The 19,892-nt window shown below is 64.8% G+C and carries 18 protein-coding genes and 1 tRNA gene; 15 read left to right on the top strand and 4 right to left on the bottom strand.

Annotated elements, in window-relative coordinates; all coding sequences use genetic code 11:
- Positions 1-27: 27 nt before the first annotated feature.
- The 10 genes from serC (at position 28) to ACS8Y6_RS09025 (ending at position 10,897) form a co-directional block, all read left to right on the top strand.
- On the top strand, positions 28-1,110 hold the full coding sequence (gene serC, locus ACS8Y6_RS09070; RefSeq protein WP_440851206.1) for a 3-phosphoserine/phosphohydroxythreonine transaminase: 1,083 nt from the start codon (positions 28-30) through the stop codon (positions 1,108-1,110).
- A 139-nt stretch (positions 1,111-1,249) separates the two neighbouring features.
- Positions 1,250-2,443 carry a phosphoglycerate dehydrogenase gene (locus ACS8Y6_RS09065; protein ID WP_440851207.1) on the top strand — a complete coding sequence of 398 codons (1,194 nt, stop codon included), beginning with the start codon at positions 1,250-1,252 and terminating at the stop codon, positions 2,441-2,443.
- A 337-nt stretch (positions 2,444-2,780) separates the two neighbouring features.
- Positions 2,781-3,884, top strand: coding sequence for a prephenate dehydratase (gene pheA / locus ACS8Y6_RS09060; RefSeq protein WP_440851208.1), 1,104 nt, complete (start codon positions 2,781-2,783; stop codon positions 3,882-3,884).
- A 27-nt stretch (positions 3,885-3,911) separates the two neighbouring features.
- Positions 3,912-5,033, top strand: coding sequence for a histidinol-phosphate transaminase (gene hisC / locus ACS8Y6_RS09055; protein WP_440851209.1), 1,122 nt, complete (start codon positions 3,912-3,914; stop codon positions 5,031-5,033).
- Positions 5,030-5,938 (top strand): prephenate dehydrogenase, encoded by a 909-nt coding sequence (locus ACS8Y6_RS09050; RefSeq protein WP_440855430.1) that lies wholly within the window; start codon positions 5,030-5,032, stop codon positions 5,936-5,938. Before hisC ends, ACS8Y6_RS09050 begins: the two co-directional genes overlap by 4 nt.
- Positions 5,935-7,260, top strand: coding sequence for a 3-phosphoshikimate 1-carboxyvinyltransferase (gene aroA, locus ACS8Y6_RS09045; protein ID WP_440851211.1), 1,326 nt, complete (start codon positions 5,935-5,937; stop codon positions 7,258-7,260). The genes ACS8Y6_RS09050 and aroA overlap by 4 nt, the downstream gene beginning before the upstream one ends.
- Positions 7,257-7,955: a (d)CMP kinase gene (cmk, locus tag ACS8Y6_RS09040; RefSeq protein WP_440855429.1), complete on the top strand. Its 699-nt coding sequence runs from the start codon at positions 7,257-7,259 to the stop codon at positions 7,953-7,955. The genes aroA and cmk overlap by 4 nt, the downstream gene beginning before the upstream one ends.
- A gap of 111 nt (positions 7,956-8,066) precedes the next feature.
- Complete coding sequence (gene rpsA, locus ACS8Y6_RS09035; RefSeq protein ID WP_440851213.1) at positions 8,067-9,746, top strand: 30S ribosomal protein S1; 1,680 nt, start codon at positions 8,067-8,069, stop codon at positions 9,744-9,746.
- A 175-nt stretch (positions 9,747-9,921) separates the two neighbouring features.
- Positions 9,922-10,209 carry an integration host factor subunit beta gene (locus ACS8Y6_RS09030; protein WP_440851214.1) on the top strand — a complete coding sequence of 96 codons (288 nt, stop codon included), beginning with the start codon at positions 9,922-9,924 and terminating at the stop codon, positions 10,207-10,209.
- A gap of 397 nt (positions 10,210-10,606) precedes the next feature.
- Positions 10,607-10,897 carry a lipopolysaccharide assembly protein LapA domain-containing protein gene (locus ACS8Y6_RS09025; protein WP_440851215.1) on the top strand — a complete coding sequence of 97 codons (291 nt, stop codon included), beginning with the start codon at positions 10,607-10,609 and terminating at the stop codon, positions 10,895-10,897.
- 317 nt (positions 10,898-11,214) lie between these two features.
- Here ACS8Y6_RS09025 and ACS8Y6_RS09020 read toward each other — a convergent pair whose 3' ends face one another.
- Positions 11,215-12,720 (bottom strand): M48 family metalloprotease, encoded by a 1,506-nt coding sequence (locus tag ACS8Y6_RS09020; RefSeq protein ID WP_440851216.1) that lies wholly within the window; start codon positions 12,718-12,720, stop codon positions 11,215-11,217.
- Between the two features lie 292 nt (positions 12,721-13,012).
- Here ACS8Y6_RS09020 and ACS8Y6_RS09015 point away from each other — a divergent pair, with 292 nt between their 5' ends.
- On the top strand, positions 13,013-14,101 hold the full coding sequence (locus ACS8Y6_RS09015; protein WP_440851217.1) for an AI-2E family transporter: 1,089 nt from the start codon (positions 13,013-13,015) through the stop codon (positions 14,099-14,101).
- Positions 14,102-14,163: 62 nt separating this feature from the next.
- Here ACS8Y6_RS09015 and ACS8Y6_RS09010 read toward each other — a convergent pair whose 3' ends face one another.
- The 3 genes from ACS8Y6_RS09010 to ACS8Y6_RS09000 are packed head-to-tail and all read right to left on the bottom strand — an operon-like array spanning position 14,164 to position 16,685.
- Positions 14,164-15,582, bottom strand: a complete 1,419-nt coding sequence (locus tag ACS8Y6_RS09010; RefSeq protein WP_440851218.1) for a PhoH family protein — start codon at positions 15,580-15,582, stop codon at positions 14,164-14,166.
- Positions 15,583-15,619: 37 nt separating this feature from the next.
- Entirely contained in the window at positions 15,620-16,105 is a 486-nt protein-coding gene (locus ACS8Y6_RS09005; protein WP_440851219.1) for a peroxiredoxin, read from the bottom strand.
- A 40-nt stretch (positions 16,106-16,145) separates the two neighbouring features.
- Positions 16,146-16,685, bottom strand: coding sequence for a glycine cleavage system protein R (locus ACS8Y6_RS09000; protein ID WP_440851220.1), 540 nt, complete (start codon positions 16,683-16,685; stop codon positions 16,146-16,148).
- Positions 16,686-16,788: 103 nt separating this feature from the next.
- Here ACS8Y6_RS09000 and dapA point away from each other — a divergent pair, with 103 nt between their 5' ends.
- From dapA to ACS8Y6_RS08980, 4 genes are all read left to right on the top strand, one after another.
- Positions 16,789-17,679: a 4-hydroxy-tetrahydrodipicolinate synthase gene (gene dapA, locus ACS8Y6_RS08995; RefSeq protein ID WP_440851221.1), complete on the top strand. Its 891-nt coding sequence runs from the start codon at positions 16,789-16,791 to the stop codon at positions 17,677-17,679.
- Positions 17,680-18,144: 465 nt separating this feature from the next.
- The gene (locus ACS8Y6_RS08990; RefSeq protein WP_440851222.1) at positions 18,145-18,462 is read left to right on the top strand and encodes a YjbH domain-containing protein; all 318 of its coding nucleotides are present in this window, start codon (positions 18,145-18,147) and stop codon (positions 18,460-18,462) included.
- A 205-nt stretch (positions 18,463-18,667) separates the two neighbouring features.
- Positions 18,668-18,994: a hypothetical protein gene (locus tag ACS8Y6_RS08985; protein ID WP_440855428.1), complete on the top strand. Its 327-nt coding sequence runs from the start codon at positions 18,668-18,670 to the stop codon at positions 18,992-18,994.
- A 653-nt stretch (positions 18,995-19,647) separates the two neighbouring features.
- A tRNA-Ser gene (locus tag ACS8Y6_RS08980) sits at positions 19,648-19,813 on the top strand.
- The last annotated feature ends 79 nt before the right edge of the window (positions 19,814-19,892 follow it).

The following is a 19,892-nucleotide window of genomic DNA, read 5'->3' as shown; positions in this document are numbered from 1 at the left end:
GCTTTGTTTTCCACGAGGAGTGGTTTCATGTCACGTGTGTATAACTTCAGCGCAGGTCCCGCGACCCTGCCGGTCGAAGTGCTGGAAAAAGCCCAGGCCGAGATGCTCGACTGGAAGGGCACCGGCATGTCCGTGATGGAAATGAGCCATCGCGGCCCGGCCTTCGTATCGATTGCCGAGGATGCGACCGCGCGGCTGCGCCGTCTGCTCGATGTGCCGGATGATTACAGCGTGCTGTTCCTGCAGGGCGGGGCGGCCGGCCAGTTCGCCGGCGTGCCACTGAATCTGATGGGCGAGCAGCATACGGCCGATTACGTCGTCACCGGCAACTGGGGCAAGAAGGCCATCAAGGAAGCCGGCAAGTACGGCGAGGCCAACCTCGCCGCCTCCGGCGAGGCCGACGGGTTCACCTCGATCCCGGCGGTTTCGGGCTGGAACCTGTCCTCGAACGCGGCCTATCTGCATTTCACCCCGAACGAGACCATCCAGGGCGTGGAATTCCAGCAGGTGCCGGACGTCGGTGACGCGCCGCTGGTCGCGGACATGTCGTCGAACTTCCTGTCGCGCCCCGTGGACGTATCCAGATACGGCGTGATCTATGCCGGTGCCCAGAAGAACGCGGGCCCTGCCGGCATCACGATGGTGATCGTGCGCAACGATCTGCTGGAACAGGCGCAGGCATCGTGCCCGATGGTGCTCAACTACAAGCAGCAGCGCGACGCCGATTCCATGCTCAACACGCCGGCCTGCTATGCCTGGTACATCTGCGGCCTGACCTTCGAGTGGCTGGAGAACCAGGGCGGCCTGGAAGCGATCGAGAAGCTCAATATCCGCAAGTCGTCCAAGCTCTACGACTACATCGACACCTCGGACTTCTACTCCAACCCGGTGGACCCGGCCGTGCGTTCGCGCATGAACGTGCCGTTCCTGCTGGCCGACGATACCCTGAACAAGCAGTTCCTGGCCGAAGCCGAGGCGGCCGGTCTGTCGACGCTCAAGGGGCATCGCTCGGTTGGCGGCATGCGCGCATCGATCTATAACGCGATGCCGGAAGCCGGTGTGGATGCCTTGATCGATTTCATGGATACGTTTGCCCGGACCAACGGTTAGCCCGGGACGATGACCCGGGCCGTGCACCGGCCCGGGCGTCGTCGCCGGCACCGCCCGGGATGCCCTCGGTACAGGCCGGCGGCCCCTGACCGCGGCCCTTGGGGCCCCGTTTCCAGGATTGCCTTCAACAAGGATTGTCATGAGCCTGAAGATTCAAACCCTCAACAGCATTTCTGCCCGTGGCCTCGACAAGCTGCCGCGCGAGATCTACGAAGTGGCGTCGGAAATGAGCGAGCCGGATGCCATCATCCTGCGCTCGGCCAACATGCACGACATGGACATTCCGGCCTCCGTACGCGCCATCGGGCGCGCCGGTGCCGGCGTGAACAATATTCCCATCGACCGGATGACCGAGCGCGGCGTGCCCGTGTTCAATGCGCCCGGCGCGAATGCGAATGCGGTCAAGGAACTGGTGCTGTCCGGCATGCTCCTGTCGGCACGCAACATTCTCGGCGCCTGGCGCTATGTCGAGGCGCTCACCTCGACCGGCGAGGATCTCAAGAAAGAGGTTGAAGCCGGCAAGAAGAAGTTCAAGGGCGTCGAGTTGCCGGGACGTACGCTGGGGGTGGTCGGCCTTGGCGCGGTGGGTGTGAACGTCGCCAATGCGGCGCAGGCGCTTGGCATGGATGTCTCCGGTTTCGATCCGGGCATCACCATCAACAATGCCTGGCGCCTGAGTGCCGGCGTGGCCGAGGCCCTGTCGGTGGACGACCTGATGTCCGGCTCGGAATTCGTCAGCCTGCACGTGCCGCTGGTCGAAGGAACGCGCGCGCTGGTCAATGCCGAACGGCTCAAGCTGATGCCCCGGGGCGCGGTGTTGTTGAACTTCTCGCGTGCCGAGATCGTCGATGAAGACGCGGTGCTCGCGTCGCTGGCCGAAGGCCATCTCAAGTACTACGTCTGCGATTTTCCGTCCGAGAAGCTGCGGGCCCACGATCAGGTGATCACGCTGCCGCACCTGGGCGCCTCCACCGACGAGGCCGAGGACAACAGCGCCATCATGATCGCCGACCAGCTGCGTGACTGGCTGGAGGTGGGCAATATCCGTAACTCGGTGAATTTCCCCGAGGCGATCATGCCGCCGACGGCGAACGCGCACCGTATCGTGGTGATCAACAAGAACCAGCCGAACATGGTCGGTCAGATCACCTCCGCGCTGGCACGCCACAACCACAACATTGCCGACCTGCTGAACAAGTCGAAGGGCGAGATCGCCTTGTCGATGGTGGATGTCGATGCCGACGTGGCTCAGGCCGCGCTGGACGAGCTGGCGGATATCTCCGGCGTGCTCTGCGTGCGCTATCTGGGCGCGATCGGTCGCAACGCCGGCTGACCCCGTGCCCGTTGCGGGCCGCGCTCGGCGCGGCCCGCAATCCATGCCAGGGCCCGGTCGGTGATGCGCGCGGATGCCGGCCGCGGTCCGCGGAATAGGCCGGGCCCGGGGTCGGCGCGCTCATCTCCGGGCAAGACGTCGCGCTGCCGGCGAGCGGTCGCAGCGGATTGTGGCAGAATGACCGCCGCCCTCGCGGGCGTGTTCGCCATGGCGCCTTGTTGGTGCCGGCGGATCGATTCTGTTCTTGAAAACCACCCCACTCGGCGTCCCGCGCCGCGGTCGCTGCGAGTCAGGGCCATAACGCGGCGCCGTTCCAAACGTCAACAGGCCCCAGGCCATGAGCACACCATCCGATGACGAGGCGCTCGCCGATGCGCGCGCGAAAATCGACGAACTGGATCAGCGGATCCATGCGCTGATCAACGAGCGCGCGGGCGTCGCGCTCAAGGTCGCCGGGATCAAGCAGGCCGCCGGCCGCACGGATTTCTATCGGCCGGAACGCGAGGCCCAGGTTCTCGAGCGCGTCGCCGCGCGCAACCCGGGGCCGCTCCCGGATGCGGCCGTGGCGCGCATCATGCGCGAGATCATGTCCGCCTGCCTGGCGCTGGAAAAACCGATGACCGTGGCCTATCTCGGGCCCGAGGGCACCTATACCCAGGCCGCCGTCTACAAGCATTTCGGGCATGCGGTGCTGGCGTCGCCGAAACCGGCAATCGGCGATATCTTCCGCGATGTGGAGGCGGGCAATGCCCACTTCGGCGTGGTGCCGGTGGAGAACTCGACCGAAGGCGTGGTCACACACACGCTCGACCAGCTCGTCGGCAGTCGGCTGTCGATCTGCGGCGAAGTGGCGCTGGCGGTGCATCATCATCTGTTGTCGCATGCCGCCGGGCTCGGCGGCATCAAGCGTGTGGTCGCCCATGCCCAGTCCCTGGCGCAATGCCGGAACTGGCTCGATACGCACCTGCCGGGTGTGGTGCGCGAAGCGGTGGCCTCGAATGGCGAGGCCGCGCGGCGCGTGGCCGGGGACCCGGCCGCGGCCGCGATCGCCGCGCGCGCGGCCAGCGATTTCTATGACCTGCCGATCCTGGCCTCGAACATCGAGGACGAGCCCAACAACACCACGCGGTTTTTGGTTCTGGGCACGCAGCATGTGGCCGCGTCCGGCAACGACATGACCTCGATCCTGGTGTCGATCCGCAACCGGCCGGGCATGCTCTATCGCCTGCTCGCGCCGGCCGCCGATGCCGGGGTGGATCTGGCCCGCATCGAGTCGCGTCCGTCGCGCCGCCAAGCCTGGGACTACAACTTCTTCATCGACATCGAAGGCCACGCCGACGATGCGCCGGTCCGCCGCGTGATCGAGTCGATCGAGTCCGAGGCCGTCATGCTCAAGATTCTGGGCTCGTACCCGCGCTCGATCGGGCGCGAGGCCGAGTAGTGTCGATTGTCACGTCGAGATAGCGTCATGCCGAAAACCCTGTCCGAACAGGCCCACGCCGGAATTCACGGGCTGTCCGCCTACGTGCCGGGCAAGCCGATCGAGGACCTCAAGCGCGAGCTGGGTCTGACCTCGATCATCAAGCTCGCCTCCAACGAAAACCCGCTCGGCACCGCGCCGGCCGCACGCGCGGCGTTGGCGAATTTCGAGGGCGATCTGTACCGCTACCCGGACGGCAGCGGTTACGAACTCAAGCATAAAATTGCCGCGCGTCATGGTGTCGAGCCCGACCGCGTTACGCTCGGCAATGGCTCGGATGACATCCTCGAGCTCACCGGACGGGTGTTTCTCGGCCCGGGCAAGAACGCGGTGGTCTCGCAGCATTCGTTCGCGGTCTACCCGATCGTCGCGCGTGCCGTGGGCGCTGACGTGCGCGAAGTGCCGGCGCTGCCCGGCGATGGTGAGATGCCCTACGGGCACGATCTGGACGCCATGCTCGCGGCGATCGACGACAACACCGGCGTGGTGTTCATCGCCAACCCGAACAATCCGACCGGCACCTGGGCCACGCCCGACGCGCTGGCGGCATTTCTCGATCGCGTGCCGCCGGCGACGGTCGTGCTGCTGGATCAGGCCTACATCGAATACCAGACGCAGGCGGCGATGGTCGACGAGGCCGCCTGGCTGGCGCGATACGACAATCTCGTCATCACGCGGACCTTCTCCAAGATCTTCGGCATGGCCGCGCTGCGCTTCGGCTATGGCCTGAGTTCGACCACGGTGGCGGATTTCCTCAATCGTATTCGCCAGCCGTTCAACGTGAACATGCTCGCGCTGCATTGCGCGGCCGCCGCCATCGACGACCACGACTTCATCGCGCGCTCGATTGCGTCCAACACGCAGGAACGCGCGCGTCTGGGCGATGCGTTGGCGGCGCGGGGGCTCGCCTGCCTGCCGAGCCAGGCCAATTTCGTCACCTTCGATACCGGGCGCGAGGCACGCCCGGTTTACCAGGCGCTGCTGCATGAAGGCGTGATCGTGCGGCCGCTGGCCGGCTATGGGCTGCCGAAGCATTTGCGCGTGACCGTAGGGGGCGCCGCCGATAACGACCGCTTCATCGCGGCGCTCGACCGCGTGCTCGGCCTATGACGAACCGTGGCGCCGTGTTGCCCGATATCGACCGTATCGCGATCGTGGGGCTGGGTTTGATCGGCGGTTCCATCGCGCGCGGGCTGCGCGTGGCCGGCTACGCCGGCCATCTTTCCGGCGCCGTGGTTCAGCAGGCGGATGCGGCGCGTGCGGTGGAACTCGATCTGGTGGATGCGTGCCACAGCCGGATCGCGCCGGCCGTCGCCGACGCCGATCTGATCGTCATGGCCACGCCCCCGGGCGCGCTCGACCCGGTGTTGCGCGAGATCGCCGCCGCGCGACCGCCCGAGGCGATCGTCACCGATACCGGCAGCAGCAAGGCCAGCGTGGTGCGGGCGGCACAGCGCCTGTTCGCGCCCGCGGCGCGGGCGCGTTTCGTGCCGGGTCACCCGATTGCGGGCACGGAAAACAGCGGCATCGAGGCGGGCTTCGCCACATTGTTCAACGCCCGGCGCGTGATCCTGACGCCGGACAAACAGACCGGGGCGGCGGCGATCGCCACGGTGGAGGCGATGTGGGCGGCGCTCGGCGCGCGGGTCTCGCACATGACGGTGGCGCACCACGACGAGGTGCTGGCGGCGACCAGCCACGTACCGCATGTGCTGGCCTATACCCTGGTCGATACGCTGGCCGCGATGGCCGAGCGTACCGAAATTTTCGCCTATGCGGCCGGTGGCTTCGCCGATTTCACCCGCATCGCCTCTAGCGATCCGGCGTTGTGGCGCGATATCGTCAGCGCCAATCGCGAGCCGGTTCTGCACACGCTCGACGCCTACATCGAACGGCTCCAGCGGGTACGGGCCGACATCGCCGCCGGCGACGACGGGCGGGTTCATGAAGTTTTCCAGCGCGCGAAAACCGCGCGCGATGGGTTTGCGTCACAGCGGGAGCGCGACGAGCGATGAACGGTAGGACCTTTCACGTACAACCCGGGGGCGCGTTGAGCGGCGAGGTCACGGTGCCCGGCGACAAGTCGATTTCGCACCGGGCGATCATGTTCGCCTCGCTGGCGCGGGGCACCAGCCGTATTTCGGGTTTTCTGGAAAGCGCCGATTGCCTTGCCACCCTGAACGCATTCGGCGCCATGGGGGTGACGCATGGGCTGGAAGGCGCCACGCGTGTGATCGAGGGCATGGGCCTGCACGGCCTGCATGCCCCCGCGGCGGCGCTGGATCTGGGCAATTCCGGTACCTCGATGCGGCTGCTGTCCGGCATCATGGCCGGACAGGCCTTCGATTCCGTGTTGACCGGCGACGCCAGCCTGTCGCGCCGGCCGATGAAGCGCGTCATCGATCCATTGCGCCGGATGGGCGCGAAGATCGCGGGCCGCGACGGCGACCGGGCCCCGCTTTCGATCACCGGCGGCGCCCGGCTCGCCGCGATCGACTACACGCCGCCGGTCGCCAGCGCGCAGATCAAGTCCTGCGTGCTGCTGGCCGGGCTGTATGCCGAGGGCACGACGCGCGTGCACGAACCGGGGGTTTCCCGCGATCATACCGAGCGCATGCTCGACGCATTCGGCGTCGGGATCGCGCGCGACGGCAACACGGTGGCCCTGGCCGGTGGCCAGGCGCTTTCGGCCACCGATGTCGAGGTGCCGGCGGATCTGTCTTCGGCGGCGTTTTTCATGGTCGGGGCGTCGATCGCAAGGGGCGGCGACATCACCCTGCGCGGCGTCGGCATCAATGCGACGCGGCGCGGTGTGATCGATATTCTGCTGGCCATGGGCGCCGATATCACGCTCGAAAACGAGCGCGACCAGGCCGGCGAGCCGGTGGCCGATATCCGGGTGCGCTCGGCCGAACTGCGCGGCATCGACATCGGCGCCGCCGAGGTCGAGCTCGCGATCGATGAATGCCCGGCGATCTTCGTGGCCGCGGCCTGTGCCGCCGGCACCACGCGCGTGACCGGTGCGGCCGAGTTGCGGGTCAAGGAATGCGACCGGATCGCCGTGATGGCGCAAGGGCTGCGCCAACTCGGGGTGGACTGCCACGAAGTCGAGGATGGCCTGACCCTCGTCGGGCGCCCGCAAGGCGACGCCTTCGGCGGCGGCGAGATCGCCAGCCACGAGGATCACCGCATCGCCATGTCGTTCGCGATGGCGGGGCTGCGGGCGTCCGCGCCCATCGTCATCGATGACTGCGACTACGTCGATACCTCTTTTCCCGGCTTCGTCGAGCTCGCGGCACAGACCGGCCTGAACATCCAGACGCGGGCACCATCATGACCGCCGGTGCGCCCGTGATCACGCTCGATGGCCCGGGCGGCGCCGGCAAGGGCACGCTGGCCTCGGAACTGGCGCGCGGCCTCGGGTGGTGGCTGCTCGACAGCGGCGCCCTGTATCGCCTGGTGGGCCTGTCCGCATTGCGCGAAGGGCTCAACCCCGGTGCCGACGCCGACCGGGCGCGCGCGGCCGTCATCGCGCAGGGGCTGGCGGTACACTTTGTGCCCGATACGGGGGCCGGCCAGCGCGTCGAGCTGGCGGGCGCGGATGTCACCGACGCCATCCGGGCCGACGATGTCTCGGAAGCAGCCTCGCGCTGGGCGGCCCTGCCTGCCATCCGCCAGGCGCTGTTGGCGCGCCAGCGCGATTTCGTGGTGCCCCCGGGGCTGGTCGCCGATGGCCGCGACATGGGCACAGTAATCTTCCCGCAGGCGGATTTGAAGCTCTACATCACGGCCTCTGCCCACGAACGCGCCCGCCGCCGTTACGCGCAGTTGTCCGAAAAAGGTGTTGCTGCTAATCTTGAGCGGATATATCGTGAGATTGTGGAGCGCGACCAACGCGACGCGTCGCGGGATGCGGCTCCACTCAAGCCGGCGGCCGATGCCCATGTCATCGACACGACCGGCGAGGATGTGGCCACCTCGTTGGAGAAGATTCACGACCTGGTGGCGGCCAAGGGCTGGCGCGTCGACTGACCTGCCGGCCTCGAACGGGTCCGTTCGTGGTGCAATGCCGCGGGCGGTGTTTTTGTCTTTTCAACAACGGATGGCGTCGATAGTCTGGGCGCCGCAGGATTTTCCCCACTCATGTCTGAAAGTTTCGCCGAACTATTCGAGCAAAGTCTGCAGGGTCGTACCATGCAGCCCGGTTCCCTCATCAACGCCGAGGTGCTGGAAGTAAAGAACGATGTCGTGATCGTCGATGCGGGCCTCAAGTCCGAAGGCGTGATCCCGATCGATGAATTCTACGACGAGAACGGCGAACTGACCGTTGGCGAAGGCGACAAGGTCGAAGTCGCCCTCGAGGCCGTGGAAGACGGCTTCGGCGCCACCCGCCTGTCGAAGGAAAAGGCACAGCGGATCCGTACCTGGGACTTCCTCACCGAAGCCTACGAGAACAGCGAATCGGTTGTCGGCCATATCTCCGGCAAGGTCAAGGGCGGCTACACCGTCGATGTGGGCAACATCCGCGCGTTCCTGCCGGGCTCGCTGGTCGACGTGCGCCCGGTGCGCGATACGACCTACCTCGAAGGCAAGCCGCTCGAGTTCCGCGTCATCAAGCTGGACCGCCTGCGCAACAACGTGGTGGTCTCGCGTCGCGACGTGCTCAAGGAAGAGTACAGCGAAGAGCGCAAGCAGCTGCTCGACACGCTGCAGGAAGGCATCGTGCTCAAGGGCATCGTCAAGAATCTTGTCGACTACGGCGCGTTCGTGGACCTGGGTGGCATCGACGGCCTGCTGCACATCACCGACATGTCCTGGAAGCGGATCAAGGATCCCTCGGACGTGGTCAACGTGGGCGAGGAAATCGAAGTCAAGGTGCTCAAGTTCGATCGAGAGCGCACCCGTGTCTCGCTCGGCCTGAAGCAGCTGGGCGACGATCCGTGGGTGAATATCGCGCGTCGTTATCCCGAGCACACCCGTCTGTTCGGTAACGTCACCAACATCACCGACTACGGCGCCTTCGTCGAGATCGAGGAAGGCGTGGAAGGCCTGGTGCACGTGTCCGAGATGGACTGGACCAACAAGAACGTCAACCCGAACCAGATCGTGTCGGTCGGCGACGAGGTCGAGGTCATGGTGCTCGAGATCGACGAAGAGCGTCGTCGCATCTCGCTCGGTATGAAGCAATGCCAGTCGAACCCGTGGGAAGACTTCGCCGCGCAGCACGCGCGCAACGACGTCGTCACCGGTCAGATCAAGTCGATCACCGACTTCGGCATCTTCGTCGGTCTGCCGGGCAACATCGACGGCCTGGTTCACCTGTCGGACCTGTCCTGGAACGAGCCGGGCGAGGAAGTCGTCCGTGAATACTCCAAGGGCGACGAGGTCGAGGCCGTGGTGCTGGCCATCGATGCCGACCGCGAGCGCATCTCGCTGGGCATCAAGCAGCTGGCCCAGGATCCGATGGGTTCGTTCGTGGCCGACCATCCGAAGGGCAGTATCGTCTCCGGTACCATCGCCTCGGTCGATGCCCGTGGCGCGACCGTCGATCTCGGCAACGATGTGACGGGCTACATCCGGGCGTCGGACATTTCGCGCGAACGGGTCGAGGATGCACGCTCGGTGCTGTCCGAAGGCGAGCCGGTCGAGGCGCGTTTTGTCGGCGTCGATCGCCGCAACCGCTCGATCAGCCTGTCGATCCGGGCCAAGGAAGAAAAGGACGAGCAGCAGGCGATGCGCGATTACGCGGATACCGATGCCTCGACCGGTACGACCAGTCTCGGCGAACTGCTCAAGGAGCAGATGGCCGATCGCGACAACTAAGCGAAAGATAAACACGGGGTGCTTGCGTGCACCCCGTGTTTTACTTAGCCTCTTAACGGTTGTCTGCGGGGCGGCGAATAACGCGTACGCAAACCGCCGGCCGGCAACGAAGTTTTTGGGGCGGGCCGTATATCGGCACGTCATTGGGGGACGGCGTTTCTAGGGAGAGCGCTGGATGACTAAATCCGAGTTGATTGAGCGTCTGGTTGATCGCCAGGCACATATGACCCAGCGTGACGTGGAGCTGGCCGTCAAGCTGCTGCTGGACGACGTGATCGAGGAGCTTGCCGAGGGCGGGCGTGTCGAGATCCGTGGGTTTGGCAGTTTTTCGGTCCATCACCGACCGGCGCGGCGTGGCCGCAACCCCAAGACGGGCGAGGCCGTGGATATTCCGCGCAAGTTCGTGCCGCATTTCAAGCCCGGCAAGGAACTCCGCGAGCGCGTCAACAAGCCGCAATCCTAGCTGCGTTCCGTTCCGTTCGCTGTGTCTGCGGGCGCCTCGGTACGCCCCCGGGGCGTGAGCGTCGGCTGCGAGCGTGGTCAGCGCGGGCGGCGCCGCGGCAATGTCAAATGGGCGAATCGATTCCCATGCGCGCGACTGCCGTGGCCGCGTCACGGCCAGGTGGCGGGTATGGATTGGCTTTGTCCCCGAGGTGGGGCGAAACGGTACCTGCCGTAGCGACTCCGGTTCATCGTAACGGGCGTACGGCGCCCGCCGGCTGCGCTGCGCGATGCTGGCGCTCTTGGCGGGGCAGTCGCGGTCTGCGGATGGCCATTGCGGACTCGCACCAAACGGCAACAGGCCCTAGACTGGGTGGCTGTCTCGGGCCGATGCGCTCGTCGATCCAACGAGGAATGTCATGCTGCGCCTCATCCGTAACCTGATTGTTATCCTGGCGGTTTTCGTCGGTCTGGCCTTCGGGTTCCTCAATTATGGTTCGACGTCCGTCGATCTATTATGGACCCGCACGGCAGCGCCGCTGTCCGTGTTGCTGGGTGGCGCGTTTTTACTGGGGCTGGTTCTCGCCTTGATCCTTTGCGGGGTGCGCATGGCCAAGCTTCGCGCCCGGCTGGCGAGCACCCGCCGCCAGCTCAGGGATGCAGAGGCCGAAATCGCCAACTTGCGCAGCATGCCGATCCACAATACCTGAGGGCCGGAGCGCGCTGCCGGTTTCGCGGCCGGTCGCCGCGACGCGCGGCGACGGGCAGCACCGCGGACCGGCTCGGGACCACGCGCCACGCACCGGGGCCGCGCCCGCGTGAGCCGGCGTGGCGGCCGCCTCGCCAGGCGTCACTGCGGCGAATATCTCAGTTGCATTGTCTTCATGTCGGTCGCGACATGCGGGCGCCGGATGCGGCGTCGTTTCGATGCAGGCGACGGCGCCACCGGCTACGTCGATGGTTGGCGGGCGGTCAGGGTCGAGGCGGGGGGGGCGGCGCCACGGCGACACCGGGGCCGGCGCGCGTATCAGTAGTCGTTGCCTTTCGCGACGCCGCGCCGGCATTTGTCCTTCGACCACGCGCGGTGACAGGCGCGGACCATCTGATCGCGCAGCGCACGCAAACGGGACTTGTCGTAGGCGCTCAATTTTGCGGTCTGCAGCGCGGTCCGGAGTTGATTGATCGCCCGCGGATAATCGTCGAGCATGGCGAAATACCGCGCCTGGCGGTAGTAGGCCTCGCCGAGGTTGTTCTGTTTGCCGGCGCCGCGCGCGAGCAGGCGCTGCGCGGCCGGGTAGGTGTTGAGCACGCTGGTCTGCGACAGCAGATAATTGCGCATCACGGCCGGTTTGCCCTCCTCCTCGAGATTCTGGGCGTAGGCGAGTTTGAGCGGGTCGCTGTGGGGAAATTTCTTGAGCGCGGTGGACAGCACGTTGTCGGCCTCGGCATTGTCACCGGCCTGCTTGAGCGCATCGGCCAGGCCCATGCGCCAGGCCAGGATGTCGGGATGGGCCTTGAGCCCCGCGCGCAGCAGCGCGATGGCGTGCTGGTTCTGGCTCAGGCGGCTGAGCGCGAGCGCGTAACCGTACTTGTCGGCGGCAGCCGGGTGGTCGCTGGTGATTTCGCCCTTGAAGTAATCGCGCATGTCATTCGCGCTTTGCGCCTCGAGCACGCGGGCGCGCGCGCGCATGTAGGGGTATTCCGGGTTGGTGTGGACCCTGACGTTGGGATAATCCGCGGCGCGCGCGTTGGCCTCGGCTATGCGAGTCGAGGTCACGGGGTGGCTGAGTAGGATTTGCGGCAGTTGTTGCCCGTAGAGATCGCTCTGGCGCTGTAGCGTGCCGAAGAAGCGCCCCATGGCATGCGGGTCGTAGCCCGACCGTGCCAGATCGCGGATGCCCACCCGATCGGCTTCATGCTCATCGGCGCGGGTGTAGCTCAGTTGTTGCATGCCGAGGTGTGACATGCCGCCGGTGATCGCGGCAATGGCCGCGTCGCCGCCGCCGCCGGCCGCGGCGCCGGCAACCGCCGCCACAATGGCGGTCGCGAGCGTGGCAATGGTATCGCCGCGGCTTTCCGCCATCTGGCGCGCGATATGGCGTTGCGTGACATGCGCGATTTCGTGCGCCATCACACTGGCGAGCTCGCTCTCCGACTTGGTCGCCGTAATAAGGCCGGCATTCACCCCGATATCGCCGCCGGGCAGCGCAAAGGCGTTGATATCGTCGCTGTCGATGACATAAAAATGAAACTCGTCGGCGGGCCGGTCGGTATGACGCGCCAGGCGCCGGCCGACGCTGTTCACGTAAGCCGACAGCTCGGGATCCTCGATGATCATGTGCTGGCTGCGCAGTTGCGCGATCACCTGGGCCCCGAGGCGTATTCCCTCGCTCGGCGTCATCGCGGTATCGGCGGGCTGGCCGAGATCGGGCAGGTTGTAGTCGCCGTTGTCCGCGGCCGCCGCCGGGCCGGCCGTTGCGATGGCTCCGGCCAGCAGGATCAGGCCAGTGGCAACGGCACTTGAGTTGCGCATGGTGAGCAAGATCGATCAAAGCCCTTGAGTGGTTGGACTCAGCGTAGCGCGTTTGGTTCGGTCGGGTCACCGAACAGCCGGGCGCCGGGCCCGGCCCGCGGGGCGGCTGCAGGCCGGCCCGGCGCGGCCCTCGCGCCCGACTCGCCCGGTTGCTGACGGCGAAATACCACGACGCCCACCCGGTGTCGGCGTGGCACGCGCGGCGTGCAATGCGCCGGTGTGCGTGCATCGTTCATCTTCAGCGCCTACGATAGCCCGCTGATGCCCGCACCCCACAACGAGAACGGCTTCGATGAATGTGTTTCGCGCCTGGTTTGCCCGGCACCTGTCGGACCCCCAGCTGGTTTCGCTTGTTTTCATGCTCCTCGTCGGCCTGGTGCTGGTGTTGTTCGTCGGGCAGCTTGTCGCGCCCGTGCTGGCGGCCCTGGTCCTGGCGTATCTGCTGGATGCGCCGGTCATCTGGCTCGGTCGCCTGCGCGTGCCACGAACCGCCGGCGCGGCCCTGGTATCGGTGGCACTGCTGCTGGGGGTGGTGTGGGTGAGTTTCGCGCTCATGCCGCTGCTCACGCGCCAGGCCGGCCAGATCCTCCAGGAGCTGCCGGATCTCGTGCATAGCGTGCAGGCCTGGATCAGCGGACTGCCGGCGCGCTACCCATCGCTGATCACGCCCGAGCAGATGAATGCGCTGATCGGCAGCGTGTCGATCGATGTCGGGTCGCTGCGCAAGACCGTGCTCAGCCGTTCGCTCATGGTTGGCGCAAGTCTGTTCTATCTTGCGGTCTACCTGGTGCTGGTCCCGCTGATGGTGTTCTTCATACTGCGCGACAAGCATCAGCTGCTCGGCTGGTTCGCCCGGTTCGTGCCGCGCAACGGCGCGCTGCTGAGGCAGGTCTGGACCGATGTCAATATCCAGCTCGGCAATTATGTGCGGGGCAAGGCGGTGGAGATCGTGATCGTCTGGATCGCGGCCTACATCGTGTTCTGGTCGCTCGGGCTGGATTACGCCATGCTGCTTTCGGCGTTGGTGGGTTTTTCCGTGCTGGTGCCCTACGTCGGCGCATTCGGCATGACGGTGCCGGTGGTGCTGGTTGCGTACGCCCAGTGGGGCATGCATGCGCAGACCGTCTGGGTGTTGATTGCCTACACCATTCTGCAGATGCTCGACGGCAATCTGCTGGTCCCGATCCTGTTCTCCGAGGCGGTCAATCTGCATCCCGTGGCCATCATCACGGCGGTGCTGTTCTTCGGCGGCATCTGGGGATTCTGGGGCGTCTTCTTTGCCATTCCCCTGGCGACGCTTGTGCACTCCGTGCTCAAGGCGTGGCCGCAGAACGCGACTGCCGATGAGTCGGGGCGGCCCGGCGCGCGGGGTGCCGATTGATGGCATGCCGCCCCAAGCGCGCCGTTCGCTGACCGCCGGACCGGGCACGCCGGCCCGGCTTGTCAGAGGTGATCGGAGGCGAAATGCGCCAGACGGGAACGCTCGCCCTGGGCGAGGGTGACATGCCCGGCATGGCGCCAATTGCGAAAGCTGTCGACCACGCGGGTGAGCCCCGAACTGCTCTCGGTGAGATATGGCGTATCGATCTGGGCCAGGTTGCCCAGACATACGAACTTGGTGCCCGGTCCGGCGCGGGTGATGAGCGTTTTCATCTGCTTGGGGGTCAGGTTCTGTGCCTCGTCGAGAATCACGAATCGTTCGAGGAAGGTCCGCCCGCGCATGAAGTTGACCGAGCGGATCTTGATGCGGTTGGACAGTAACTCGTTGGTCGCGGCCCGCTCCCATTCGGATGCGCTGCCGCTGTTGCCGGTCAGCACCTCGAGGTTATCCATGAGCGCCCCCATCCAGGGCGTCATCTTTTCTTCTTCGGTGCCGGGCAGGAACCCGATGTCGTCGCCCACGGGAACCGTCACGCGGGTCATGATGATCTCGCGATAGCGTGACTCGTCGAGCGTCTGCGACAACGCCGCCGCCAGCGTGAGCAGGGTCTTGCCGGTGCCGGCCGCCCCCAGCAGGGTGACGATATCGATGTCCGGATCCATGAGCAGGTTCAGGGCGAAGTTCTGTTCGCGGTTGCGTGCATGCACGCCCCAGACGTGGCGTTTGCCCTCGCGAAAATCCTCGGCCAGTTCGAGCAGGGCGGTGCCGCCCTCGATGTCCCGGGTGATCAGCTCGACATCGTTCGGGCGATCGAAATGCAACAATTCGTTGACGTGCCAATCGGGCACATCGTCGCCGCTGACCTGGTAGAAGGTCTGGCCCATGTCCTTCCAAGACTGCATGTCCTCGGCATGCCGCTCCCAGAAGTCGCCCGGCAACGCAGCATGCCCGGTGTAGAGCAGGTCGAGATCCTCGATCACCTTGTCGTTGAAATAGTCCTCGGCCTCGATGCCGATCACCGACGCCTTGATGCGCAGGTTGATGTCCTTGGAAACCAGGACAATCTCCGACTGGCCGAATACCTTGCGCAGGGCCAGGGCGCTCAGGAGGATCGAGTTGTCCGCCTTGCTGCCCGGGAGCATGGTCGGCAGTTCGCCCTCGGGCGGCCGGGTCTCGAAGAACAGGCGGCCGGTGGCCTCCGGCGCATCACGCCCGTTGCCACGCGCCGCGACCGCGGCGGCCCGTTGATCGAGGCTGATGCCGCGCTCGATATCCGCATGCGTCTGCCCGGCGATCAACTCATCCAGAAAGCGGCTCACCTGGCGCACGTTGCGGGCGACTTCCGACACCCCCTTCTTGCCGCCGTCGAGCTCTTCGAGAACGACCATCGGTATGTAGACATCGTGTTCCTGGAAACGGAACAGGGCAGTGGGGTCGTGCATCAGCACATTGGTATCGAGAACGAAAACCCGTCGGGCCATGGCGTGCGTTACCGCGTGGTTGGTGGGACGAGACAGGTTACTGGGCCCCGGGGGCAGGCAATGCGCGCACGGCAGCCAGTACCTCGTCGGCATGATCGGGAACCTTTACGCCGCGCCAGACGTTCCGTACGACACCGGTGCCGTCGATCACGAATGTGCTCCGCTCGATTCCGATATGGGTTCGACCGTACATGTTCTTTTCTTTCAGCACACCATAAGCGTTGCAGACACTTTCGTCCGCGTCGCTGATCAGTTCGAACGGAAAGCCGTGCTTGCTGCGAAAGTTCTCGTGCTTGCGCAGCGAATCGCGGGATACGCCAACGATCTCGGCGCCAGCGGCCTGAAATGCGGTGTACAGGTCGCGAAAGGCCTCGCCTTCCTGCGTGCACCCGGGCGTGTTGTCGCGCGGGTAGAAATACAGCACCAGCGTCCGGCCGGCGAAATCGGCCAGCGAGAGGGTCTTGTCGCCGGTCGCCGGCGCCTTGAAATCGGGTGCCTTGTCTTCGGGCGCGATTGTACTCATGGCGGAAATTCCTTGATAACGATGGGCGGGGCTGCGCGGGCTAGGTCTTGATCGGATCGAGCAGGCCGTCGGCGTGCAGATCGTCACATACATCCATGAAGGCATCGCGCAGCGTCTGCGGATGCTGGGTGACCGGCACGTGCAGCGAAAGATGAACCGTACACATGTCGGCCCCGGTCATACCCGACTGATAGGCCTGTACGCTGGCCTCCTGCACGGCGACGTCCTGTTCGGTGAAAAAGCTCATCAACTCGGCCAGCAGACGTGGCTGCTGCGGGGCCACCACTTCGGCGGCATAGGGCCGGAATTCGCGCGCCAGTTCGGCCGGCTCGGTGTGCTCGAACTGGATGGCCAGGCCCAGGTGCTCGGCCAGGCCGGGCAGGGCGCTTTCCATCTTGCCCATGGCGCTCCAATTGCCGGCGAGCAGGAGCACCGCCGAAAAATGATCACCCAGCGGCGTGATACGGCACTCGATGATTTCGCAGCCACGACGCCCGATCGCGCGAATGAGGTCGTGGGCCAGCTTGTCCCGGCTGGCGCCAAGCACGACGAGCGACAGATACTTCTTTATTTCGGGCATGCGGGTCTCGGTTCGCGAATCGGGACGTTCAAAAGGCGGGTATGTTAGCACCAACAACACGGTTACAATCCCCGCTTCCCACGCGTGAGGAGGCACTGTGGTAATGGATACGCAAGCGCTCGGCGGAAGCATGGTCGCCATCGTGACGCCGATGCATGCCGATGGCAGCGTCGATTGGCAATCGCTCGAACGGCTCATCAACTGGCATATCGAGCAGGGTACCCACGGTATCGTGTCGGTGGGTACGACCGGCGAGTCGGCGACATTGGGGTTTCGCGAGCACGATGAAGTCATCGAGCGCACGGTCGACATCGTCGACAAGCGCATTCCCGTCATCGCCGGTACCGGCGGTAACGCGACCGACGAAGCCATTCGGCTGACACGCCATGCCAAGCGTGTGGGCGCGGACGCCTCGCTGCTGGTTTGCCCGTACTACAACAAGCCGAGCCAGGAAGGGCTCTACCGTCACTTCCATGCCATTGCCATGGCCGTGGATATACCGCAGATCCTCTACAACGTGCCGAGCCGAACCGGCGTCGACATGCTGCCCGAAACCGTGGCGCGGCTCGCCACGATCGACAATATCGTCGCGCTCAAGGAAGCCAAGGGCTCGATCGAGCGTATTCACGAATTGATCGAACACGTCGGCGACGCCATGCAGATCTATTCCGGCGACGACGGCACGGCCATGGAATCGATGCTCGTCGGCGGCAAGGGCAACATCTCGGTGGTGGCGAATGTCGTGCCGAACCTCATGAGCCGCATGTGCACGGCCGCCATCGAGGGCAAGCGTGAAGAAGCCGAGCGTCTGGACGCCGAAATGGCCCCCCTGCATTCGGCTTTGTTCTTCGAGGCGAACCCGATTCCCGTCAAATGGGCGCTTCAGGAAATGGGCTGGATCGAGCCCGGTATCCGGCTGCCGCTGACCCCGCTCGCGGACCATTTTCACGAGGCCGTGCGGGATGCCATCAAACAAGTCGTGGGCGAACATTAATCGGTTATACAACCAGTCGCGATCTACGGTAAACATGGCGGCGGGCACCGGAAAAGGTTCCCTGCCATGATCTGTGCCCGGGTTGAGGAGATTAACTGTTGAAGTCTTTTTCGGTGAGCCGTAGCCATGGAAATGATTTATACAGGGCAATATCCGTCACTACATCGGGGGGGGGTGATACAGAAAAGGTTTTGACCGCGAGCAGCATCGCGATGCTTGCGGCATCACCGATGGCTTTCGCGCAGACCCGTGATACGGGGCCCAGAGCAAGTTCGGCTAGCGCTTCCAACGCATCCGCGTGTTTGAATTCGGGTGGCGTGGCCAGGGAAGGTCAGTCGCAGGCGTTGGCCTATGGGGTCAGGGCCGCGGCTGTTGTGCGTGCCTCGCTCGCAGTCGCGTCCGACGGTAACGATCAAGAATGCGAACGCTACCACCAATGGCACCCACGCTACCCGGTGATTCTGGATGCTCGCGGAGGACTATGGCACGACGATCAATCTATCTAACGTTCGACTCCGGTGTCGCGCTCGGCAGCTACGCGGGGTTTACATCGGCCGGCAACAAGTACCGAGTACAAAGCACGGCGAGAGTGGTTTCAACAACGGTATTTACCTACGGCTCGATATCTTCTGCACCAAGTCCTCGCGCAGTTCTGTTACCGCGCATTACACGCCGCTTGCGCGCGATGGCGGCGCATCGCGCAACCGACAGTACAAGTTGTATTCACTCACCGGCATGCGAGATCTGAATCGCTATTGGGACGGTTTCAAGACGGACAACTAGTACGGGTCTTCGGTTGTATTGAGAGGGCCTGTGCGCGTATTACAGGGCGCCCTGGCGGCGTGCGTGGCACGCGAATGCAACGTCGGGTGGCGCAGATCGCGCTGGCTAGTGCGGTGGATTGGCTTGGTAGGCACGAGTTCCAGGCCGGCGTGCCGTCTGGTACGGGCGCGCTGTGCGACACTGTGGAGCTTTCAAGGAAAGCGCAATGAATAAAATCGAAAAGGTTAAGGCAAGGATTATGGGTCGAAGAGCGATGGTGGGCGGCCTCGTGCTCCTGCTGGCTGCGGTTCTTGGCGGTTGTGCGGGGTCCCCGAACTGCCTCACGACACAGCGTTATGAAAATGCCAAGGTGTTCCCGAAGCTCAAGAGTCCGGCCGGCCTCAAGATCCCCAAGCCCGATCCGGATATGAAAATCCCCTCGGTGCCGAACGGTCCCGTTGCCGCCTACAGCACGGCCCCGCAGGGCACAGACGCCAGCAATCCGCAGTCGCGTTGCCTGACCACGCCGCCGCCGCTCGGCACATCGAGCTAGAACGTCAGTTCGCCGTGCCATATTTCGAGTGTTTTTCGTCGCCGCAAGGCATCAAAAGCGTGGGAGTGGCGCGAGTCATTGCTGTGGTTGCCCCGCGATCCGGCGCAGCCTCCAACGCCGCGGCGCCGATGTCGGATTACGCCTTCGGCTAATCCGACCCACAACAGCCCGAACCACGCGCGTAGGTCGGGTTAGACCCCATGGATTGCATCGCAATCCATGATGCCCTTGGGATAGGCTAAAATCAGCGCCAAAAAAGTCTTTTTGGCACAGATGTTTGCGATGCAATCCATATCAGGCCGCAGGCCGTAAGCCGACACGATCGAAGCCCGCGCGGTAGAAGCGTCGCCCCAAGGGTTGGCCCGGACATCGCCTCCGCCCGGCGCATCCGATCCGCGTCGCCAAGCTGATCGACCCGGCGCGTATGTTGCGATGATGTCGCGCGTTCATCCGCGGTACGCCATGGACGCCGTGTCGACGCCAGAATGATGTCCACTTCGGCGTTTGTCGCCCCGGCCTATGCACGCAAAGGCTGTTCCCGTCCCGGCGGGTCAGGTACAATTCGCACCCGATTTGCGTTTCGTGAGTCACAAGCCGATATTCGGCAGGCGCTCGCTACGGGCGTCTATCGGTTACAATCTGCAGCCGTTTTAGGAGAGGTGTCCGAGCGGTCGAAGGAGCACGCCTGGAAAGCGTGTGTGCGGTAACCCCGTACCGAGGGTTCGACCAGCCGCACAGCGGCTGACGCGAGCAAGCTTGGCTTGTGAGTCCGGAGGATAAAAATCGCCAAAAGCGATTTTTACAATCCCTCCCTCTCCGGTCGCCCGCAAGGGCGACGTATCAGTTACAATCTGCAGCCGTTTTAGGAGAGGTGTCCGAGCGGTCGAAGGAGCACGCC

Source organism: Salinisphaera sp. RV14 (assembly GCF_052044135.1).
Taxonomy (GTDB): domain Bacteria; phylum Pseudomonadota; class Gammaproteobacteria; order Nevskiales; family Salinisphaeraceae; genus Salinisphaera.
This window is presented reverse-complemented; position numbering and strand designations above follow the sequence as displayed.

What these genes read in the sequence shown, in the direction of transcription:
- ACS8Y6_RS09065 (WP_440851207.1), top strand. Translation starts at nt 1,250, where the DNA reads ATGAGCCTGAAGATTCAAACCCTCAACAGCATTTCTGCCCGTGGCCTC.
- ACS8Y6_RS09050 (WP_440855430.1), top strand. Translation starts at nt 5,030, where the DNA reads ATGACGAACCGTGGCGCCGTGTTGCCCGATATCGACCGTATCGCGATC.
- ACS8Y6_RS09000 (WP_440851220.1), bottom strand. Translation starts at nt 16,685, where the DNA reads ATGCCCGAAATAAAGAAGTATCTGTCGCTCGTCGTGCTTGGCGCCAGC.
- dapA (WP_440851221.1), top strand. Translation starts at nt 16,789, where the DNA reads ATGGATACGCAAGCGCTCGGCGGAAGCATGGTCGCCATCGTGACGCCG.
- pheA (WP_440851208.1), top strand. Translation starts at nt 2,781, where the DNA reads ATGAGCACACCATCCGATGACGAGGCGCTCGCCGATGCGCGCGCGAAA.
- ACS8Y6_RS09010 (WP_440851218.1), bottom strand. Translation starts at nt 15,582, where the DNA reads ATGGCCCGACGGGTTTTCGTTCTCGATACCAATGTGCTGATGCACGAC.
- serC (WP_440851206.1), top strand. Translation starts at nt 28, where the DNA reads ATGTCACGTGTGTATAACTTCAGCGCAGGTCCCGCGACCCTGCCGGTC.
- ACS8Y6_RS09015 (WP_440851217.1), top strand. Translation starts at nt 13,013, where the DNA reads ATGAATGTGTTTCGCGCCTGGTTTGCCCGGCACCTGTCGGACCCCCAG.
- ACS8Y6_RS09005 (WP_440851219.1), bottom strand. Translation starts at nt 16,105, where the DNA reads ATGAGTACAATCGCGCCCGAAGACAAGGCACCCGATTTCAAGGCGCCG.
- ACS8Y6_RS09020 (WP_440851216.1), bottom strand. Translation starts at nt 12,720, where the DNA reads ATGCGCAACTCAAGTGCCGTTGCCACTGGCCTGATCCTGCTGGCCGGA.
- aroA (WP_440851211.1), top strand. Translation starts at nt 5,935, where the DNA reads ATGAACGGTAGGACCTTTCACGTACAACCCGGGGGCGCGTTGAGCGGC.
- ACS8Y6_RS09025 (WP_440851215.1), top strand. Translation starts at nt 10,607, where the DNA reads ATGCTGCGCCTCATCCGTAACCTGATTGTTATCCTGGCGGTTTTCGTC.
- ACS8Y6_RS09030 (WP_440851214.1), top strand. Translation starts at nt 9,922, where the DNA reads ATGACTAAATCCGAGTTGATTGAGCGTCTGGTTGATCGCCAGGCACAT.
- cmk (WP_440855429.1), top strand. Translation starts at nt 7,257, where the DNA reads ATGACCGCCGGTGCGCCCGTGATCACGCTCGATGGCCCGGGCGGCGCC.
- ACS8Y6_RS08990 (WP_440851222.1), top strand. Translation starts at nt 18,145, where the DNA reads ATGCTCGCGGAGGACTATGGCACGACGATCAATCTATCTAACGTTCGA.
- ACS8Y6_RS08985 (WP_440855428.1), top strand. Translation starts at nt 18,668, where the DNA reads ATGAATAAAATCGAAAAGGTTAAGGCAAGGATTATGGGTCGAAGAGCG.
- hisC (WP_440851209.1), top strand. Translation starts at nt 3,912, where the DNA reads ATGCCGAAAACCCTGTCCGAACAGGCCCACGCCGGAATTCACGGGCTG.
- rpsA (WP_440851213.1), top strand. Translation starts at nt 8,067, where the DNA reads ATGTCTGAAAGTTTCGCCGAACTATTCGAGCAAAGTCTGCAGGGTCGT.